Annotated in this window: 20 protein-coding genes and 1 pseudogene; 7 read left to right on the top strand and 14 right to left on the bottom strand. The window is 70.9% G+C overall.

Annotation, left to right across the window (positions count from 1 at the left end; translation table 11 throughout):
* The 3 genes from Dsi01nite_RS14430 to Dsi01nite_RS14440 form a co-directional block, all read right to left on the bottom strand.
* Nucleotides 1-224, bottom strand: a 224-nt coding sequence (locus tag Dsi01nite_RS14430) for a hypothetical protein (RefSeq protein WP_203846642.1), incomplete at its 3' end; no start/stop codon positions are given.
* Between the two features lie 95 nt (nucleotides 225-319).
* Nucleotides 320-1,234, bottom strand: a complete 915-nt coding sequence (locus tag Dsi01nite_RS14435; protein ID WP_203846643.1) for an MHYT domain-containing protein — start codon at nucleotides 1,232-1,234, stop codon at nucleotides 320-322.
* A 99-nt stretch (nucleotides 1,235-1,333) separates the two neighbouring features.
* Nucleotides 1,334-4,048, bottom strand: a complete 2,715-nt coding sequence (locus Dsi01nite_RS14440) for a DEAD/DEAH box helicase (protein WP_203846644.1) — start codon at nucleotides 4,046-4,048, stop codon at nucleotides 1,334-1,336.
* Nucleotides 4,049-4,069: 21 nt separating this feature from the next.
* On the opposite strand from Dsi01nite_RS14440, the gene Dsi01nite_RS14445 reads away from it, so the two are divergent.
* Nucleotides 4,070-4,810: an HAD family hydrolase gene (locus Dsi01nite_RS14445; protein ID WP_203846645.1), complete on the top strand. Its 741-nt coding sequence runs from the start codon at nucleotides 4,070-4,072 to the stop codon at nucleotides 4,808-4,810.
* 111 nt (nucleotides 4,811-4,921) lie between these two features.
* Nucleotides 4,922-5,296, top strand: coding sequence for an Hsp20 family protein (locus Dsi01nite_RS14450; protein ID WP_203846646.1), 375 nt, complete (start codon nucleotides 4,922-4,924; stop codon nucleotides 5,294-5,296).
* Here the strand turns inward: Dsi01nite_RS14450 and Dsi01nite_RS14455 are convergent.
* The 6 genes from Dsi01nite_RS14455 to Dsi01nite_RS14480 all read right to left on the bottom strand — a co-directional run bounded on the left by Dsi01nite_RS14455 (nucleotide 5,293) and on the right by Dsi01nite_RS14480 (nucleotide 10,448).
* Nucleotides 5,293-6,168: a diacylglycerol kinase gene (locus Dsi01nite_RS14455; protein ID WP_239135892.1), complete on the bottom strand. Its 876-nt coding sequence runs from the start codon at nucleotides 6,166-6,168 to the stop codon at nucleotides 5,293-5,295. The two genes, Dsi01nite_RS14450 and Dsi01nite_RS14455, sit on opposite strands and share 4 nt — an antisense overlap.
* Before the next feature lie 276 nt (nucleotides 6,169-6,444).
* The gene (gene tatC, locus Dsi01nite_RS14460) at nucleotides 6,445-7,347 is read right to left on the bottom strand and encodes a twin-arginine translocase subunit TatC (protein ID WP_203846661.1); all 903 of its coding nucleotides are present in this window, start codon (nucleotides 7,345-7,347) and stop codon (nucleotides 6,445-6,447) included.
* An 83-nt stretch (nucleotides 7,348-7,430) separates the two neighbouring features.
* Entirely contained in the window at nucleotides 7,431-7,697 is a 267-nt protein-coding gene (tatA, locus tag Dsi01nite_RS14465) for a Sec-independent protein translocase subunit TatA (RefSeq protein WP_203846647.1), read from the bottom strand.
* A 188-nt stretch (nucleotides 7,698-7,885) separates the two neighbouring features.
* Nucleotides 7,886-8,176, bottom strand: a complete 291-nt coding sequence (locus Dsi01nite_RS14470; protein ID WP_203846648.1) for a hypothetical protein — start codon at nucleotides 8,174-8,176, stop codon at nucleotides 7,886-7,888.
* Nucleotides 8,177-8,442: 266 nt separating this feature from the next.
* Nucleotides 8,443-9,408, bottom strand: coding sequence for a helix-turn-helix transcriptional regulator (locus tag Dsi01nite_RS14475; protein ID WP_203846649.1), 966 nt, complete (start codon nucleotides 9,406-9,408; stop codon nucleotides 8,443-8,445).
* The gene (locus Dsi01nite_RS14480) at nucleotides 9,405-10,448 is read right to left on the bottom strand and encodes a helix-turn-helix transcriptional regulator (RefSeq protein ID WP_203846650.1); all 1,044 of its coding nucleotides are present in this window, start codon (nucleotides 10,446-10,448) and stop codon (nucleotides 9,405-9,407) included. The genes Dsi01nite_RS14475 and Dsi01nite_RS14480 overlap by 4 nt, the downstream gene beginning before the upstream one ends.
* Before the next feature lie 111 nt (nucleotides 10,449-10,559).
* Between Dsi01nite_RS14480 and Dsi01nite_RS14485 the strand changes: the two are divergent.
* Nucleotides 10,560-11,627 (top strand): annotated as a pseudogene (locus tag Dsi01nite_RS14485) (DUF3866 family protein); the annotation flags it as partial.
* 36 nt (nucleotides 11,628-11,663) lie between these two features.
* Here Dsi01nite_RS14485 and Dsi01nite_RS14490 read toward each other — a convergent pair.
* From Dsi01nite_RS14490 to rfbA, 5 genes are read right to left on the bottom strand one after another with little or no spacing between them, the layout of a single operon-like run.
* On the bottom strand, nucleotides 11,664-12,242 hold the full coding sequence (locus Dsi01nite_RS14490; protein ID WP_203846652.1) for a hypothetical protein: 579 nt from the start codon (nucleotides 12,240-12,242) through the stop codon (nucleotides 11,664-11,666).
* The gene (locus Dsi01nite_RS14495) at nucleotides 12,239-12,454 is read right to left on the bottom strand and encodes a hypothetical protein (RefSeq protein WP_203846662.1); all 216 of its coding nucleotides are present in this window, start codon (nucleotides 12,452-12,454) and stop codon (nucleotides 12,239-12,241) included. The genes Dsi01nite_RS14490 and Dsi01nite_RS14495 overlap by 4 nt, the downstream gene beginning before the upstream one ends.
* A gap of 25 nt (nucleotides 12,455-12,479) precedes the next feature.
* Complete coding sequence (gene pafA / locus Dsi01nite_RS14500; protein WP_203846653.1) at nucleotides 12,480-13,838, bottom strand: Pup--protein ligase; 1,359 nt, start codon at nucleotides 13,836-13,838, stop codon at nucleotides 12,480-12,482.
* A 35-nt stretch (nucleotides 13,839-13,873) separates the two neighbouring features.
* Entirely contained in the window at nucleotides 13,874-14,473 is a 600-nt protein-coding gene (locus Dsi01nite_RS14505) for a dTDP-4-dehydrorhamnose 3,5-epimerase family protein (RefSeq protein WP_203846654.1), read from the bottom strand.
* 54 nt (nucleotides 14,474-14,527) lie between these two features.
* Nucleotides 14,528-15,397 carry a glucose-1-phosphate thymidylyltransferase RfbA gene (gene rfbA, locus Dsi01nite_RS14510; protein ID WP_203846655.1) on the bottom strand — a complete coding sequence of 290 codons (870 nt, stop codon included), beginning with the start codon at nucleotides 15,395-15,397 and terminating at the stop codon, nucleotides 14,528-14,530.
* 73 nt (nucleotides 15,398-15,470) lie between these two features.
* Here rfbA and rfbB point away from each other — a divergent pair, with 73 nt between their 5' ends.
* Genes rfbB through Dsi01nite_RS14530 form a run of 4 tightly spaced genes read left to right on the top strand, consistent with a single transcriptional unit; the run spans nucleotide 15,471 to nucleotide 18,388 of the window.
* Nucleotides 15,471-16,448: a dTDP-glucose 4,6-dehydratase gene (rfbB, locus tag Dsi01nite_RS14515; protein ID WP_203846656.1), complete on the top strand. Its 978-nt coding sequence runs from the start codon at nucleotides 15,471-15,473 to the stop codon at nucleotides 16,446-16,448.
* On the top strand, nucleotides 16,445-17,314 hold the full coding sequence (gene rfbD, locus Dsi01nite_RS14520; protein ID WP_203846657.1) for a dTDP-4-dehydrorhamnose reductase: 870 nt from the start codon (nucleotides 16,445-16,447) through the stop codon (nucleotides 17,312-17,314). Before rfbB ends, rfbD begins: the two co-directional genes overlap by 4 nt.
* Entirely contained in the window at nucleotides 17,311-17,700 is a 390-nt protein-coding gene (locus Dsi01nite_RS14525; RefSeq protein ID WP_203846658.1) for a DUF2304 domain-containing protein, read from the top strand. The genes rfbD and Dsi01nite_RS14525 overlap by 4 nt, the downstream gene beginning before the upstream one ends.
* Nucleotides 17,687-18,388, top strand: a complete 702-nt coding sequence (locus Dsi01nite_RS14530; protein ID WP_203846659.1) for a glycosyltransferase family 2 protein — start codon at nucleotides 17,687-17,689, stop codon at nucleotides 18,386-18,388. The genes Dsi01nite_RS14525 and Dsi01nite_RS14530 overlap by 14 nt, the downstream gene beginning before the upstream one ends.
* Nucleotides 18,389-18,710: the final 322 nt, after the last annotated feature.

Here is an 18,710-nt window from a genome sequence, read left to right on the forward strand (position 1 = left end):
CGCGGACCGCAACGGTGGATCATCGCAGCATCCTCGCTAAATGTTGAAATGTCGGATATGTCGGCGGCGGAGCCGTCCGACATATCCGGGGAAACCGAGCCACCAGACGATGCCACCATGACCCAGACCCGTCCTGGCCGGACGAGGCAGAAGCATGAGCGGTCCAGCGCCAGCGGCCGGCAGTCGCCGCCGTCACCAGAGAACCGGCCCGCGGCCACGATCACCGCGCCTGGGTCCCGCCGGCGGCGGCCACCGCGCCGGAAGACACCACTGCCGCCGAACGGAGCACCGTCGGCGGCAGGGAACAAGCGGGGTGACGTCAGCGGCCGCGTTGGCGGCGGGCGTCCGCGATGCCGTTGGCGGCCCGGGCTGAGAACGCCTGCCCGGTGCCCGGGGCGACCGCGTTCGAGTTGGAGCCGCCGCCGAAGACCGGGCCCGCCGTGGCCGTGCGCAGGGCCTCGCCGGCGGCGATCTTGTCGCGGACCGCGGCGGCCTCGGCCTGCTCGCGCTCCGACGGGACGGCCATCACGGCGCTGGCCAGGGCGATGACCACGACCAGGACGAACAGGACGATCGGGGCGAGGAACCAGTTGACGTCGACGCCGGGGACCACGGCCACGTTGTCGGTGGTGAGGTTGACGTGCATGGCCGCCATGCCGGTGTAGTGCATGCCGCAGACGGCGACGCCCATCACCGCCGCCGCCGCGATCGTGGCCGGGATGCCGCGGACCACGACGGTGAACCACAGCGCGACGGTCGCGGCGACGACCGCGATCGCGTAGGACGCGAGGTACAGGTTGTTCTGATAGTGGAACGAGCCATTGATCTGCATCGCGGCCATGCCGGTGTAGTGCATGAAGGCGACGGAGACGCCGGTGATCGGGCCGCCGATGAGGATCTTCCAGATCGTGGGCTTGCCGAGGCCGACGATGAACAGGCCGATGCCGACGGTGACCACGGCGATGAAGAAGCTCGCGACGGTGGTGGCGACGTCATAGCGCAGCGGGGAGCCGCTCACGCTGAAGCCGATCATCGCCATGAAGTGCATGACCCAGATGCCGGTGCCGCCGATCGCCCAGGCGGCCAGGACCAGCAGCCAGGCGCGGCGGCGGGTGTCGGTGGCGGCCCGCGCCCGGGCGGTGCTCACCAGCCCGAGGAGAGAACCCAGGAACGACATCGCATACGCGAAGATCGGCGTGATCGCCCCGTACGTGAAATGGTGCAGCTCTCCCACGATGCTTCCTTCCGCGCCGGAAACGTCTCACCGGCGAGAGCATCATTGCTGATCCAAACAAATTTTTCTAATCCGAACGAGTGAAAAATCGCTCCGTGACTACGCCATGACGCTGTATGCCAGGACGCCGCGGGTCATCGCCGCCATCGCCTGGCGGGCGGTGCGCCGCACGGTGTCGGAGGCGCCCGGCGCGTCGGCGAGCTGGCCGAGCAGATCGAGCACCTGACGGGACCAGCGCACGAAGTCGCCGGCGGGCATGTCGCCCTCCAGGCCGTGCACGCTGCCGAGCACCTTGGTGAGCGACTCGCCGCGGGCCCACCGGTACACCGGCCAGACGAAGCCCAGATCCAGCTCCCGGGTCAGCTGCAGGCCCCGGGAGTCCTCGTCCTCGCGCAGGTCGGACCACAGCTGCATGGTGGCGTCGATCGCGTCGGAGACGTCGCCGCGCGGGATGGAGGCGCGGTCGTCGGACTCGCGGCGGGCCTCGTAGACCAGGACGCTGGCGGCCGCGGCGAGGTCGGCGGCGCCGAGCTTGTCCCACACGCCGCGGCGCAGGCACTCGGCCACGAGCAGGTCGGTCTCGGACCAGATGCGGGCGAGCATCCGGCCGGCGTCGGTGACGGTGCCGCCGGAGGAGAGGTACCCACGGTCGGTGAGCAGCCCGCAGACGCGGTCGAAGGTGCGGGCGAGGGAGCCGGTGCGGTTGGCGACCTTGCCGCGCAGCGCCTCGGTGTCGCGCTCGAGCCGCCAGCGGCGCTCCGCCCAGCGGGCGTGCTCCTCCCGGTCCGGGCACTGGTGGCAGGGGTGCCGGCGCATCGACGCCCGCAGCCCGTCGAGCTCCGCGTCGTCCGAGATGTCCCGGCCACGCTTCCGAGCGCGCGCGGGCGGCTCCAGGTCGAGGCGCCGCAGTTGCGCGGCGAGGTCCCGGCGGTCCTGCGCCGAGCGGTAGTTGAACTGCTTCGGGACCCTGACCCGGCCGAGCGACTCGACGGCCGCGGTGAAGTCGGCGCCGGAGATCCGGCCGGCCCAGCGGTCCTCGGTGAGCACGAGCGGGCGGGGCTCGCCGAAACCGCGGCCACCGACACCCGGGTCGATGATGATCGCGAGTCCGGCGCGGCGGCCGGTGGGCACCCGGACGACGTCGCCGGGGCGCAGCCGCTCCAGGGACTCCAGGGCGGCCGCGCGGCGCTGCTGGACGCCCTGCCGGGCGATGGCCCGCTCCCGCTCGGTGATCGCGACCCGGAAGCCGAAGTACTCGTCGAAGTCGCCGAGGTGGCAGGCGGTCTCCGCGCCGTAGGTGGCGATCGTTTCGACGTTGCGCTGCACCTGCCGGGCCAGTCCGACCACCGACCGGTCCGCCTGGAACTGGGCGAACGAGCTCTCCAGCAGCTCCCTGGCCGCGGGAACGCCGACGCTGCCGACGAGGTTCACCGCCATGTTGTACGACGGGCGGAAGCTCGACTTGAGCGGATACGTGCGGGTCGAGGCGAGCCCCGCCACGTGCCGCGGGTCGAGCTCCGGCGCCCAGACCACGACCGCGTGGCCCTCCACGTCGATGCCACGGCGCCCGGCCCGGCCGGTCAGCTGGGTGTATTCGCCGGGGGTCAGGTCGACGTGCGCCTCGCCGTTGTACTTGACGAGCCGCTCCAGGACCACGCACCGGGCCGGCATGTTGATGCCGAGCGCCAGGGTCTCCGTGGCGAAGACGGCCTTCACCAGGCCGCGGACGAACAGCTCCTCCACGACCTCCTTGAACGCCGGCAGCATCCCGGCGTGGTGCGCGGCGAGGCCCCGCTCGAGACCGTCCAGCCACTCCCAGTATCCGAGCACCTGCAGGTCCTCGCTCGGGATGTGCTTGGTGCGGGACTCCACGATCGTGCGGATCTCGACCCGCTCGTCGGGCGCGGTGAGCCGCAGGCCGCCGGCGAGGCACTGCTGGACCGCGGCGTCGCAGCCGGCGCGGCTGAAGATGAACAGGATCGCCGGCAGCAGGCCCTCACGGTCGAGGCGTTCGACGATCTCGGGCCGGTACGGACCCTTGCGCCGGCCGCCCCTGGGACCGGCCAGCTCGGCGCGTCGCAGCATCTCGCGGTGATATCGCAGCAGCTCCGGGTGCACGTCGTGCTTCTGCGCCGCCTCCGCGTCGTGGAAGAGGTCGAACATCCGCCGGTCGATCAGCATGTGCTGCCACAGCGGCACCGGCCGGTGCTCGCTGACCACGACCGTGGTCTCGCCCCGCACGGTGACGAGCCAGTCGGCGAACTCCTCCGCGTTGGACACCGTCGCCGAGAGGGAGACCAGCGTCACCGAGTCGGGCAGGTGGATGATCACCTCTTCCCAGACCGCGCCGCGGAACCGGTCGGCGAGGTAGTGCACCTCGTCCATCACGACGAAGGAGAGGCCCTCCAGGGTCGCGGAGCCGGCGTAGAGCATGTTGCGCAGGACCTCGGTGGTCATCACCACGACCGGCGCGTCGCCGTTGATCGCGTTGTCGCCGGTCAGCAGGCCGACGCGCTCGGCGCCGTAGCGCTGGACCAGGTCGTTGTACTTCTGGTTCGACAGCGCCTTGATCGGCGTCGTGTAGAAGCACTTGCGTCCCTGCCGCAACGCCAGGTGGACCGCGAACTCGCCGACCACGGTCTTTCCGGCGCCGGTCGGCGCGCACACCAGCACGCCGGTGCCGCGCTCCAGCGCGTCGCACGCCTCGACCTGGAACGGGTCGAGCGCGAAGTCCAGCTCGTCCACGAACTCGGTCAGGGCAGGTCGCTCAGCCCGCCTCTGGGCCGCTTCGTACCGCTCGGCGGGGGTGTTCATGACCCCAAGGCTAGGCGAAAGATGCCCGGATCCGCTCATGGGTATCGTGCTGGCGTGCCGGAAAGCGCTGAACCACCAAGTACATGGCGGCCCGTCGAGGCCGTGCTCCTGGACTTCCACGGGACGATCGCGCAGGTGGAGGACCCCGTCAGGTGGGTGACGTCAGCCGCTTCGAGCCTCGGCACCGCCCTGGACCGGGGCCGGGCCACCGTCCTCGCCGACCGGTTGACCACCGCCGGGCGGGCCGGCGGGCCGAAACCGCACCGGGTGCCCGCGCACCTCGCCGAGGTGTGGGCGGACCGGGACCTGTCCGTCGCCGCGCACCGGGCCGCCTACGAAGGGCTGGCCGCGACGGTCGACGCCGACCTCGCCGAGGCCCTCTACGACCGGCTGCTCATGGCTGACGGCTGGCAGCTGTACGCCGACACCATCCCCACCCTCCAGGCGCTGCGGGCGCGCGGCATCCCGGTCGCGGTGGTCTCCAATATCGGGTTCGACCTGCGGGACCTGGCCGGCCAGCTGGGCTTCGCCGACCTGGTCGACGAGTTCGTGCTCTCCTACGAGGTGGGCCGCTGCAAGCCGGACCCCGCCATCTTCTGGAAGGCCTGCGCGGCGCTGCGCACCGACCCGGAGCGCACGTTGATGGTCGGCGACTCCCCCGCCGACGCCGGCGCCGCCGCGGCGGGCTGCAGCGTCCTTGTCCTGCCGGAGAGTGACCCGGGCAAGGTGCACGGTCTCAGCGCGGTGCTGCGTCTGCTTTAAATGTTGCCTTCGGTGGGAACCACTGTCGCAACACCGCCTGTGCGCTTGTCGGCTCCCCGCCAGGCGGCGACAGTGCAGAGACACAGACCGTTTGACTTCCGGAGGATCATCATGCCGTTAAGCCGTTGGAACCCGTCGGACGCGCTCGCCCGCATCGAGTCCGAGGTCGGCCACGCCGCGTCCCACGCCCACTCCGCCTCCGTCTCCACCGCCACCGACGGCGACGACCTCGTCATCACCGTCGACGGCGTCAACGCCTCCGACGTCGACGTGCAGGTCTCCGGCGGACGGCTCACGATCAAGGGCGGCGGTGGCACGAGCACCTCGTCGCACAGCTCGGAGGGGGGCGCCACGTTCTCGTCGAGCTCGTCCAGCTCCAGCTCGTTCAGCCGCAGCTTCTCCCTGCCCGACGGTGTCACCGAGTCCGACGTCTCCACCACCCCGTCCGCGAACGGCGTGACCGTGCGGATCCACAACGCCGCCTAACCGATCAGGTTCAGGGCGCCGGGAACACACTCGATCGTCACGGGGAGCGGGCAGATCCGCTCCCCGTCGGCGTACGCGGTGACCCCCTCGGCGGCCAGCTCGATCCGCCGGGCCCGGAACGTCGACACCCGAGGGTCTTCGACATGTGTGCCCTTGAACACCTTCGGCCGCAACCGCATCAGCGTGCGCCGGCTGAGGGGCTCGGCGACGACCACGTCCAGCAGCCCGTCGGTCGGGTCCGCGCCGGGCACGATCCGGAACCCGCCGCCGTAGCTCTCGGTGTTGCCGATCGCGACGAGCACCGAGTCGAACTCGCTCTCCACCTCGTCGATGCGCATCTGGTACCGCCGGCTGCGCAACGCCAGCAACTCCGCCACGATGGCCAGGTTGTAGCGCTGCGGACCCCTCGGCCAGCGCATCCGGTTGGCCCGCTCGTTGACGAACGCGTCGAACCCGGCGGCCATGACCGCCCCGAACCAGGCCGTGGTGCCCCCACCGCTGACCTTGGCGAGGTCGATGGATGTGGTACGGGTGTGCGCCGCGATCGCCTCGGCCGCGGCGAGGGTGTCTCCGGGCAACCCGAGACGGACCGCGAAGTCGTTGCCGGTGCCGGCGGGCACGATCCCGAACGGTGCCCCGGTCCCCGCGACCGCCTGCAGGCCGAGGTGCACGGTGCCGTCGCCCCCCATGGCCACCACGGCCCGCCCGTCGGCGACGGCCTGCCGGCCGAGGTCGACCATGGCGTCGCGGCTGCCGGCGGTGACCACGTCGACGGTGTGCCCACCCGCCCGCAGCCGCGCCACGACCTCGGGCAGCAGCCCGGCCTTCCGCCCTTTACCGGCCGTCGGGTTGGCGAGCAACGCAATGTTCACGCGACGGATGCTAGGTCCTGCGCCGCCGCACGCACAGCATTCACGACCCACCCTGTCCTTCCGGTCTGTGCGAGGCGGGGTGATCGCCGCTGGTGGGCCTTGGTCGCGGTGCGCGGGTACTGGTGCAACGGCTTCGGACCCATCACCCAGGTCGGTCGGGCGCAGGCACGGTCCGCGCCAGGTGCGTTGCCTGGAGATCGAGGTCCTGGGACGGCAGCGCGCCCGCCGAAGGTTGCTCGGCGGGCGCGGCAGCGGTGGTGCGGGTCTGACGGCGGATCAGGTGATGTCGTCGTAGCGGCTGTCGAGCGACCTGGGGCGTTCGACCGGGGTCGGCGCGTCCACGGGGGTCGGCGCCTCGACCGGGTCGTAGCCACCGACGGAGGTGGCGGCCGCGACGGGCTCCGGCGCGTAGTCGTCGAGCGAGGAGATCTCGTCGTCGGACACGTCGCCGTAGATGGACTGGTTACGGCCCTTGCGCCGGTCGTTGATCAGCGCGACCGCGACGGCCCCGAAATACAGCAGTGACATCGCCAGGGCCAGGCCCGTCATGGTGAACGGGTCGGGGGTCGGGGTGGCGACCGCGGCGAAGGCGAAGAAGATGAAGACGACGGTCCGCCACCAGCCGAGCAGCTTGCGACCGCTCAGGACGCCGGCGAAGTTGAGCATCATCGCGATCAGCGGGAACTCGAACGCGACGCCGAACACCAGCATGCCGGTGGTGATGAAGTCGACGTAGCGGGTGATGTCCAGCGACGTCTCGATGAAGTCCTTGTCCGGCAGCAGGTATTCGAGGCCGTGACCGAGGGCGAACCACGCGAGGTACGCGCCGAGCGCGAAAAGAGGCGCCGCGATCGAGATGAAGATATACGCATACTTGCGCTCGTTGCGGTGCAGGCCGGGAGCGATGAACGCCCACAGCTGATACATCCACCAGGGGGCGGTGATCAGCAGGCCGAGCCACAGGCCGACCTTCAGCTGCAGCAGGAAGACGTCGGCGACGCCGAGCTGGACGAACTTGCACTCGCCGAAGCGAGGCTCCATCACTTTACAGACGGGGTCCTTGACGATGTTGATCGCCGGCTTGGAGAGCCAGTAACCGATGCCGAACCCGAGGACCAGACCGAGACTTGCCTTGAACAGGCGGCTGCGCAGCTCCCGCAGGTGCTCCATGAGGGTCATGGAGCCGTCTGCGGCGCGTTCGAACTGCGACGGCGCCTTGTTCCGGCGCCGCCCGGCGAGGACGCTCACGACGATCTAGCGCCTCAGCGCTCGTGAACGCGGTTGACGGGATCCACGGTCGGCGCGGGCGACGGCTTGTTGTCGTCGATCGTGCCGGACAGCGGCGCGCGACCCGACTGGGCCTCCGCCTTGGCGTCGACGTCGTCGTCGGCGAGACCCTTCGTCTCCGCCTTGATGATGCGCAGCGAACGACCCAGCGACCGCGCCGCGTCAGGCAGACGCTTGGCGCCGAACAGCAGGACCAGGACCACCACCAGCACGAGGATGTGCCACGGCTTGAGTGCACCCATGTGAAGCCACCTCACAGTCTTGTATTGCCCGACCCATCGTACTGGTGACATCGGGTGACGGGCAGAGGCCGGGTTGCGGGAAGGGGTCCGGCCGCTGAAGTCCTGACGAGTGTTGACGCTGGAACGCCCGATCGTCAACCATCCGTCCGGACAAAGGCGTTATTTGCCCGGTTGATCCGCCAGGTTTCTTAACTGTTATGCACGGCAGGGCGCTGATCAGCGTCTTCGAGCTGGCCTCGGCGCGCCTGGATGATCAACGCCTGCTCCTGCATGGCCTCCAGGCGGGGCTGCATCGCCTCCGCGGTCTGCTGCAACTGTGCCAGGTGGGGCCGCAGTCGCTGCTCGCCGTCGAGGAGCCGCCGCTGCAGCGACAGTGCGGTGTTACCGAACTGACGCACGCGGGCCGCCGTCGACATCACGGCCACGCCGAGGACGATGAGCGAGAGCAGGACGATGCCGCCCGAGATCCACCAGAGCACGGACCGACCTTAGTCCACCCGGCAGTGCGCGGCAGCGCGGCACACGGCGACCTCGCAGCAGCGACAGCCCCGAACCAGCGGCAGCCCCCGCAGCACCGGCGGCCCGAACCAGCGGGTCAGGGCAGGACGGGCACCAGCAGGTCAGTGCAGGACTGGCACCGGCGGGTCAGGGCAGGACTGGCACCAGCGGATCAGGGCAGGACGAGAGCCGGCGGGTCAGGGCAGGACGAGATCCGGCGGGTCAGGGCAGGACGGACACCGGCGGATCAGGGCAGCGCCGGCACCGGCGCGTCATAGGCCGCCAGGGCGGTGCGGGCCGTGTCGACGACGGTGGCCGCGAGCTCCGGCGGCGAGAGGACCGTCACCTCGGCGCCCAGCCCGAGCACCATCCGCCGGGCCCAGTCCAGGTCGGACGCGCGCAGCGACACCGTCCAGTGCTCCCCGGGCCCCCGCACGACCTCCTCGCACGGATACTGCTCGGTGATCCAGCGGGCGCCCCGCCCCACCCGCAGCGTGACGAGCGGCAGGTCGGGCGTGGGGCGGAACAGGGTGCCGGTGCGGGTGTCGGTCGGCTCGGCCTGGACGGGCACGCGGGCCGGCTCCTCCAGCTCCGTGGAGGCGTCGATCCGGTCGACCCGGAACAGCCTGACCGCCTGCGCGCGGCGGCACCAGGCCTCCAGATAGGCCCAGCGGCCGACGACGAGGACCCGCATGGGGTCCACGACGCGTTCGGAGGTCTCGTCCCGGGTCGCCGTGTAGTACGTGATCCGCAGCGCGTGACGGCGCTCCACCGCACCGCGCAGCTCCTCGAGGCGGTCGGCGTTGCCGGGGATGCGGACGGCGACGGGCGCGTCGGCGAGGTCACCGGCGGCGTGCTCGATCTTGGCGAGGGCACGGTGGACGCCGTCGCGCTGGGCGACGCCCGGGGTCTCGGCGAGGGTGCGCAGGGCGACGATGAGCGCCAGGGCCTCGTCGGGGGTCAGCCGGAGCGGGCGGTCGATGCCGGCGTCATAGGTGACGGTGACACCGTCGCCGACGAATGCCATGTCGATCAGGTCGCCGGGGCCGTAGCCGGGCAGGCCGCACAGCCACAGCAACTCCAGGTCCTCGCGCAGCTGGCGCTCGGTGATGTCGTGGTCCGACGCCGCCTCCGCGAGGGTGATCCCCGGGCGGGCCTGCAGATACGGCACCAGATTCAGCAACCGGCCGAGCCGGTCCACCGACGTCGTCACACCGCCACCTCCGCCCGGTCCCCGGCGGAGGCGCCCTCGGCGGAAGCGCCCGCGGCCGGAGCGCCGTCAGCCGGAGCGCCCGCGGCGACGATCGCCTTGAGCCGCTTGACGACCTCCTCGCGCAGCTCCGGCGGGTCGAGCACGACGACGTCGGCGCCATAGCCGACCAGCCAGCCGGCGAAGAAGTCGACGTCGGCGTAGCGCAGCGTGAGCCGGTCGCCGTCCGGGCCGGGCACGCACGTCTCCGCCCAGCGGCGCACCCCGGCGGCGCGGCCGGGCCGCACGAGGACGCTGGCGCGGCTGGTGCGCTCGACAGGCCCGCTGGTCTTCGCGACGTAGGCGATCAGGTCGACCTTCGGTGGCTCATACACCCCGCGCCGGCCGACCCGCCGGACGCCGCTGACGATCCGGGACAGCCGGAAGCAGCGCTCGGCGCCGCGCTCCAGGTCGTGGCCGACGACATACCAGCGGCCGCGCCAGCACACGACGCCCCACGGCTGCAGCTTGCGGGTGCGGGCGGCGTCGCGCTCGGGCACGTGGTAGTCGAACGTGACCGCCTGCCGGTCGCGGACCGCGGCGGTGAGCGGCTCGAACGCCGGGTCGACGGTGACGACGGCCTCGACGCCGAGCGTGGCGTGCGGGTCGACGTCGATGCCGCCGGCGCGCAGCTTCGCCAGTCCCGAGGACGCGGCGGCGGCGAGACCGGTCTGCTGCCACAGGCGGGCGGCGATGCCGACGGCGGCCGCCTCGTCCGGCGCGAGGGGGATGTCGGGCAGTGCATACTCACGGCGGGCGATGCGGTAGCCCGGCTCGTTGTCCCACACCGACGGCGTGCCGATCTCCAGGGGCACGCCGAGCTCGCGCAGCTCGGCCTTGTCCCGCTCGAACTTGCGCTGGAACGCCTCGTGGTCGCGCTCGTCCTCTGGGTCGTGCTCATAGCCGGGCACGATGGAGGCGATCTGACCGGCGGTCAGGAAGCGGCGTGTCGAGAGCAGGCAGATCACCAGATTGACCAGGCGCTCGGTTCGGGTCCGCGACACGCAGCGAACCTACCAGCCCGAACGCGCGTCCGGCGTCGCCCACGCGGTGACCGTTCGTAACGTCACGGGCCAATCACGGGGTGCGAAAACCAGACACGATAAGTTGTGCCGATGATCCGCTGGCGCTGGGGGACGGTCGTCGCGCCCCGCATCTCGTGGCACGGCAGCGTCGAGGTCCAGGTGGCCCTGGAGGCGCGCCGCCCGGACGATCCGGAGCAGGTGCGGGCCCTGGCGTATCCGGCCCTCGTCGGGACCCCGCGGGTCGGTGACCGGGTGCTGCTCAACGTCAACGCGCTCGCCCTGGGCCTCGGCACCGGTGGGTACGCGTTGATCGTCGCCATTCCGGACCGCCTGCCGGATGACGTCGACGTCCCCGGCCACGTGGTCAAGGCCCGGTACACGCCGTTGCAGGCGGTGGTCCTCGCCGCCGACGAGGAGGCGTCGCCGCTGCGCGCGGCGCTATCCGACAAATCTGATATTTCGCATATGCCGGTGGTGGTGGCGGACCTGCACTCGGCGCTGCCCGCGATCCTCGCCGGAATCCTCGCCGACCGGCCCGACGCCCGGGTCGCGTACGTGATGACCGACGGCGGCGCGCTGCCCGCCTGGTTCTCCCGCACCCTGGACGCACTGCGCCCGCTGCTCGCCGGCACGGTCACCACCGGCCAGGCGTTCGGCGGCGACCTGGAGTCGACCAACGTGCACAGCGGCCTGCTCGCCGCCCGCCACGGGCTCGGCGCCGACCTGGCGATCGTCACGCAGGGCCCGGGCAACCTCGGCACCGGCACCGAGTGGGGCTTCTCCGGGGTGGCCGCGGGTGAGGCGGTCAACGCGGTCGCGGCGCTGGGCGGCCGGCCGGTCGCCGCGCCGCGCATCTCCGACGCGGACCCGCGACCCCGGCACCGGGGCGTGTCGCACCACAGCATGACCGCGTTCGGGCGGGTCGCCCTCGCGCCGGCCGACCTCGCCGTGCCGTCGGACCTGCCGGCGGAGCTTTCGCTGGACGTACACGGGAAGCTGCAGAAAATCTGCCCGCCGCACAGGATCGTGACGGCCCGGTCGGAGGATCTGGAACCAGCGTTGCTGTCGCTGCCGGTGAAGCTGTCGACGATGGGCCGCGGCTACCCGCAGGACCGGGCCTACTTCCTGTCCGCGGCTGTCGCCGGCCGGGTCGCCGCGTCAGGCCTTGGCGCAGTGTCAGGCCTTGGCTCCGTGTCAGGCCTTGGCGAGGGCGGTGTTGGCGACGGACTGTAGCTGGCCGAGGTGGTTGGCGTCGGGTGCGGCGGACGCCACCAGGTAGACCGCGACGATCGCCTTGCCGCGCCGGGCGAGCAGGGTCTTCGACTTGTCGCTCAACGCGGCCTCGCCGACCCCGCCGACCGCCTCGAGGGACTTGATCGTCGTCCAGAGCTTCTGCGACTGGGCCGCGTCGGGAAACGTCAGCGCGACGACGGTGACCTGGTCGCCGGCGCCGTTGCCGAACGGGCACATCCGGGCCCGGGCGTTCAGGCCGAGGCTCTGCACGGCCTGGCCGTACTGCGCCACGGCGGCGGCGCCGTCACCCGCGCTGGCCTGCACCGGCAGCCCGGTGGCCTTCTGCACCTGGGCGGCGGTGACGAGGCCCTGGCAGCCGTCGGAGTTGACGACCGGCGGCAGGCTCGGTGAGGGCAGCGGCAGGGCGGACGCCTGGCCGGCATCGGTGGGAGCGACGGGCATCGGGGTGCGGCGCTCCCCGTCGTCGGTGCAGCCGGCCAGGAGCAGTGCGGCGGCGAGCGCCGTGGCGAGGCGTTTCACGAGAACACCACCAGCGCGGCCACGGCGGCGATGATGAGCACGAGGATGAGTGCGAGGACCCAGGTCGGGATCGCGGGGCCGTCGGTCCGGTTGCGCTCGATCTCCTCGCGGATGCGCTGCAACCGACGACCGTGGCGGTTGGACCGCGGCTTGTCCGGATTGTCGCTCGCCTTGGGCTTCGGGGCGGGCTGACCGGCGGGGTTGTCATCCATAGCGCCGGCCAGCCTAACCCAACGTTCACATACTGGCGATCAGTCGGTCGACGCGCTCGTCGTAGGCCCGGAACGGGTCCTTGCACAGCACGGTGCGCTGCGCCTGGTCGTTGAGCTTCAGGTGGACCCAGTCGACGGTGAAGTCGCGGCGGCGCTCCTGCGCGTGCCGGATGAACTCACCGCGCAGGCGGGCCCGCGTGGTCTGCGGCGGGGTCTCCTTCGCCTCGAAGATGTCGAGGTCGCTGGACACCCGGTCGACCTTGCCGCGCTTCTCGAGCAGGCCGTAGAGGCCCCGGCCGCGGCGCAGGTCGTGATACGCCAGGTCCATCTGCGCCACCCGGGGGTGGGACAGCGGCAGGTCGTGCTTGTTCTGGTAGCGCTCGATCAGACCGAGCTTGGTCACCCAGTCGATCTCCCGCTCGACGTCCTTGAGCCGGCCGCTCTCCACCGCGTTGAGGACCCGGCCCCACAGCTCCATGACCCGCTTGGTCGCCGCGTCGGCGCCGCGCCGGTCGAGGAACTCGGTGGCCTTGTCGAAGTACTCCTGCTGGATCTCCAGCGCGCTGACCTCCTTGCCGCTGGCGAGGCGGACCCGGCGGCGGCCGGTGATGTCGTGCGACACCTCCCGGATGGCGCGGATCGGGTTCTCCAGCGAGAGGTCGCGCATGGCGACGCCGGCCTCGATCATCCGCAGCACGATGTCGGCGGTGCCGACCTTGAGCAGCGTGGTGACCTCGTTCATGTTGGAGTCGCCGACGATGACGTGCAGCCGCCGGTATCGCTCGGCGTCGGCGTGCGGCTCGTCGCGGGTGTTGATGATCGGGCGGGACCGGGTGGTCGCCGAGGAGACGCCCTCCCAGATGTGCTCGGCGCGCTGCGACAGGCAGTAGACCGCGCCGCGCGGGGTCTGCAGCACCTTGCCGGCGCCGCAGATGAGCTGGCGGGTGACGAGGAACGGGATCAGGATGTCGGCGAGACGTCCGAACTCGCCGTGCCGGCTGACCAGATAGTTCTCATGGCAGCCATACGAGTTGCCGGCGGAGTCGGTGTTGTTCTTGAACAGGTAGATCTCGCCCGCGATCCCCTCGTCGTGCAGCCGGCGCTCGGCGTCGACCAGCAGGCCTTCGAGGATCCGCTCGCCGGCCCGGTCGTGGGTGACCAGGTCGGGCACCGAGTCACACTCGGGCGTCGCGTATTCCGGGTGGGAGCCGACATCCAGATAGAGGCGCGCGCCGTTTCGCAGGAACACGTTGCTGGAACGGCCCCAGGAAACGACGCGCCGGAACAGATAGCGGGCGACCTCGTCGGGTGACAGGCGGCGCTGTCCCCGATAGGTGCACGTGACCCCGTATTCGGTCTCAAGGCCGAAAATTCGCCGGTCCATGTAGGAACATTAGCCGCCGGAGCCCCGATCCGACCCTATTGTGCCCGCAGACTTTGTGTATACGCCTCGCAGGTGGTGAAGTCGGGCAGCCGCCCCTCGGCGCGCATCTGCGCGAGCGACGGCGCCGCGGCGTCCCGGGCGGACAGCTGCGGCTCGTCGACGGGCCACACGATGCCGAGGTCCGGGTCGAGCGGGTGGATGCCGTGCTCACCCGTCGGGTTGTAGGTCTCCGAGCACAGGTACGTGATCGTGGCGTCGTCGGTGAGCGCGCAGAAGCCGTGCCCGAGGCCCTCGGCGATGTACACCGCCCGGCGGTCGACGTCGTCGAGCTGCACGCCCTCCCAGCGGCCGAATGTCGGAGATCCGACCCGGATGTCGACGACTACGTCGAGCACGGCGCCCCGGGTGCAGGTGACGTACTTCGCCTGGCCCGGCGGCACGTCGGCGAAGTGGATGCCCCGCACGACCCCCCGCGCGGACACCGAAAGGTTGCCCTGGGCCAGCCGCAGTGGGTGCCCGACCTCGGCCGCGAGGTGGTCGAACCGGTAGAACTCCATGAACATCCCACGGGGATCGCCACGCAGCACCGGGGTGATCTCCCAGGAACCGGCGATCGACAGCTGTCGGAACTTCACGTGTGCGGCCCCACCCGTCGCGACGTCGTTGTGATGCTCGGTCGGCTCATGTGCTCAGGCTTCCCATTCGAGCAGCTGGATCAGGTACTCGCCGTAGCCGCTCTTGCGCAACGGCTCCGCCAGTGCCCGCAGCTGTGCGTCGTCGATGAAGCCCGCGCGCCACGCGACCTCTTCCACGCAACCGATCTTGAGGCCCTGCCGCTCCTCGATCACGCGGACGAACTCGGCGGCCTGGACCATCGTGTTGAACGTACCCGTATCCAGCCACGCCGTGCCGCGATCCAGGATCGCGACGTGCAACTCGTCGCGCTCCAGGTAGGCCGCGTTGACGGCGGTGATCTCCAGCTCGCCCCGGGCGCTGGGCTTGAGGTCCCGGGCGATCTCGACGACCCGGTTGTCGTAGAAGTACAACCCGGGCACCGCGTAGCGCGACTTCGGCCGGGCCGGCTTCTCCTCGATCGACAGCACCTTGCCGTCGTCGTCGAACTCCACGACGCCGTATTCCTGCGGGTTGGCCACCGGGTAGGCGAAGACCCGCCCGCCCTTGAGGTCGTTGCTGTCGGCGAGACGCTGGCCGAGCTGCGCGCCGTGGAAGATGTTGTCGCCGAGCACCAGCGCGACCGTGTCGTCACCGATGAAATCGGCGCCGATGATGAACGCCTGGGCGAGCCCCTCGGGGCGTGGTTGCGCCGCGTAACTGATCTCGAGGCCCCACTGGGTGCCGTCGCCGAGCAGTCTCTCGAACTGGTCCTGGTCCTCCGGGGTGGTGATCACGAGGATCTCGCGGATGCCCGCCATCACCAACGTTGTGAGCGGGTAGTAGATCATCGGTTTGTCGAAAACAGGCATGAGCTGCTTCGACACCGCTTTCGTCAGCGGCCAGAGGCGGGAGCCGGTGCCACCGGCGAGGATAATGCCACGCACCCGGCCACCCTACGGGTTGACCTGACCCTGGGTCGACTCAGTGCCCGTCCGGGTGGACTAGACTCCCGATCCCGTGAGAATCCTCGTCACCGGCGGTGCCGGGTTCATCGGCTCCCACTACGTCCGCACCCTCCTCGGAGGCGGTTACCCGGCCTATGCCGGCGCGGCCGTTACCGTGCTCGACAAGCTCACCTATTCCGGCAATCGCGACAATCTGGCGTCAGTTTCAGATGCCGTCACCTTCGTCGAGGGCGACATCTGCGACACCGACCTGGTCGAGCAGCTCATGCCCGGCCACGACGCGGTCGTGCACTTCGCCGCCGAGTCGCACGTCGACCGGTCCATCCTCGGCGCTGGGCCGTTCGTGACCACCAACGTCATCGGCACCCAGGTCCTCCTCGACGCGGCGCGACGGGCCGGCGTCGGCCGGTTCCTGCACGTGTCGACCGACGAGGTGTACGGGTCGATCGACGAGGGCTCCTGGACCGAGGAGTGGCCGCTGCAGCCCAACTCGCCGTACTCCGCCTCGAAGGCCGGCTCCGACCTGCTCGTGCTCGCCTACCACCGCACCCACGGGATGGAGGTCGTGGTCACCCGTTGCTCGAACAACTACGGCCACTACCAGTTCCCGGAGAAGGTCATCCCGCTGTTCGTCACCAACCTCATCGACGGCGAGCAGGTCCCGCTGTACGGCGACGGCGGCAACATCCGCGACTGGCTGCACGTCTCCGACCACTGCGCCGGCATCCAGCTGGCCCTGGAGAAGGGTCGCGCGGGTGAGGTGTACAACATCGGCGGCGGCCGTGAACTGACCAACCGCGAGCTGACCGAGGTCCTCCTCGAGGCGACCGGTCGCGACTGGTCGGCGGTGCGTCCCGTCGAGGACCGCAAGGGCCACGACCGGCGGTACTCGCTGAGCCACGAGAAGATCAGCGACGAGCTCGGCTACGCGCCCGCCGTCACGTTCGAGGCCGGCATCGCGGCGACGGTGGCCTGGTACAAGGAAAACCGCTCCTGGTGGGAGCCCCTCAAGACGCGCGCGGCCCTGTGACGCGCTACCTGGTCACCGGCGCGGGCGGGATGCTCGGCCAGGACCTCCTCGAGGCGCTCGCGGGGCGTCCGGTCACCGCCCTGCGGCGGGCCGACCTGGACATCACCGACCCCCACGCGGCCCACGCCGTGATCGCCGGTCACGACGTGGTGTTCAACGCGGCGGCCTGGACCGATGTGGACGGTGCGGAGACCGCCTACGAGTCCGCGCTCGCCGTCAACGGCACGGGCGTGACGGTGCTCGCCCAGGCGTGCCGCGCCCATGGTGCACGACTCGTGCACGTCTCCACCGACTACGTGTTCGACGGTCAGGGGACGGCGCCCTACGCCGAGGACGCGCCGACGGCGCCCCTGAACGCCTACGGGCACAGCAAGCTGTTCGGCGAGACCAGTGTGCTGACCACGCTGCCGTCGTCCGGCTACGTGGTGCGCACCGCGTGGCTGTACGGCGCGCAGGGCCGCAACTTCGTCAAGACGATGCTGCGCCTCGCCGCCACACGGGAGTTCCTCGACGTGGTCGACGACCAGGTGGGTCAGCCGACCTGGTCGCGGGACCTGGCCGAGCGTCTCGTCGCCCTGGCCGACTCCGACGCCCCCGCCGGGATCTACCACGGCACGGCGTCCGGGACGACGACGTGGCACGGGCTCGCCCAGGCGGTGTTCTCGCTGTCCGGCCTCGACCCCGACCGGGTCCGCCGCACGACCAGCGCCGCCTACGTGACACCGGCGGTGCGGCCCTCGTACAGCGTCCTCGGTCACGACCGTTGGGCGGCCGCGGGGATGGCCCCGATGCGGGACTGGCATACCATGCTGACCGCGGCCCTGCGCGACCCCGCGTTCGCGGCCGTCCAGGAGAGTGCCCGATGAAACTCATCATCGTCACTGGGCTCACCGCCCTCGCGGTCCTCGCCTTCATGGTGGAGCTGCTGCGCCGGCGGCAGCTGCAGGAGAAGTACGCGATCCTCTGGCTCGTCGTGAGCATCGTGATCGTGCCCCTCGCGTTCTTCCCGTTCCTGACCAACAACCTCGCCGAGGCGATCGGGATCGCGTCCGGGGTCAGCCTGGTGCTGTTCCTCGGCATCGTGTTCCTGCTGCTGGTCACGGTGCACCTCAGCTGGGAGGTGAGCCGCCTGGAGGAGGAGACCCGGACCCTGGCCGAGGACCTGGCACTGCTGCGCAGCGAGCTCGGCCACCCTCGCAACTCCTCCGCGGTGCCCGCGCCCACCATCGAGGTCCCCGATGATCAACGGTAAGAAGGTCCTGATCATCATCCCGGCCTGGAACGAGGCCGCCTCGATCGGCGACGTCGTCACCGAGGTCCACGGCGAGCTCCCCGGCGTCGACATCATCGTCGTGGACGACGGCTCCGGCGACGACACCGCGATCCGCGCCGCCGAGGCCGGCGCGATCGTGGCCCGGCTGCCGTTCAACCTGGGCGTCGGCGGCGCCATGCGGACCGGGTACCGCTACGCCCGCGACCACGGCTACGACGTGGCGATCCAGGTCGACGCGGACGGCCAGCACGACCCGCGGTACATCCCGAAGCTCGTCGACGCCCTCGACGAGCACGACCTGGTCATCGGCGCCCGCTTCGCGGGTGAGGGCGGCTACCAGGTCAGCGGCCCACGCAAGTGGGCGATGCGGATGCTGTCCGTGGTGCTGTCGCGGCTGTCCCGGACCAGGCTCACCGACACCACGTCGGGCCACCGGGCCTGCAACCGCCGGCTGATCGAGCTCTTCGCACACTGGTACCCGGCGGAGTACCTGGGCGACACGATCGAGGTGCTGGTGCGGGTCGCCCGCTCCGACTACAAGGTCACCCAGATCCCGGTGGCGATGCGCCCCCGGATGGCCGGCACCCCGAGCAACTCCCCCGTGAAGTCCACCATCTACCTCGGCCGCGCGGGCATCGTGCTGCTCCTGGCCCTGATCCGCACCTGACGCACCGGTGATCGGGGGCGGGGTCCGGCTCCGCTCCCCTTCGCCGTGCTCGAAGTCGGGCCCCGCATGCCGCGGTTGGATCGGAGTCGGCGCGTGGTCGCCTGGGCGACCAGCACACTCCGTCGATCACCGACCGGGACGCCGCCCGGATCTGTCTGCGTCCGAGCGCTCCGGCCCCTTCCCCGCGCCACAACGCGCACCCGCATGATCGAAGGCCGCGACGTGTCCGAGACGTTGTCGGCGCCCCGGTGGATGGCGTTCCATGGCCGTGCCGGCAGCAGTGTCAACGGCCGGCGTGGAGCGGCTCGCCTCGCCTGGCGGG

It is taken from the genome of Dactylosporangium siamense, from assembly GCF_016862795.1.
Taxonomy (GTDB): domain Bacteria; phylum Actinomycetota; class Actinomycetes; order Mycobacteriales; family Micromonosporaceae; genus Dactylosporangium; species Dactylosporangium siamense.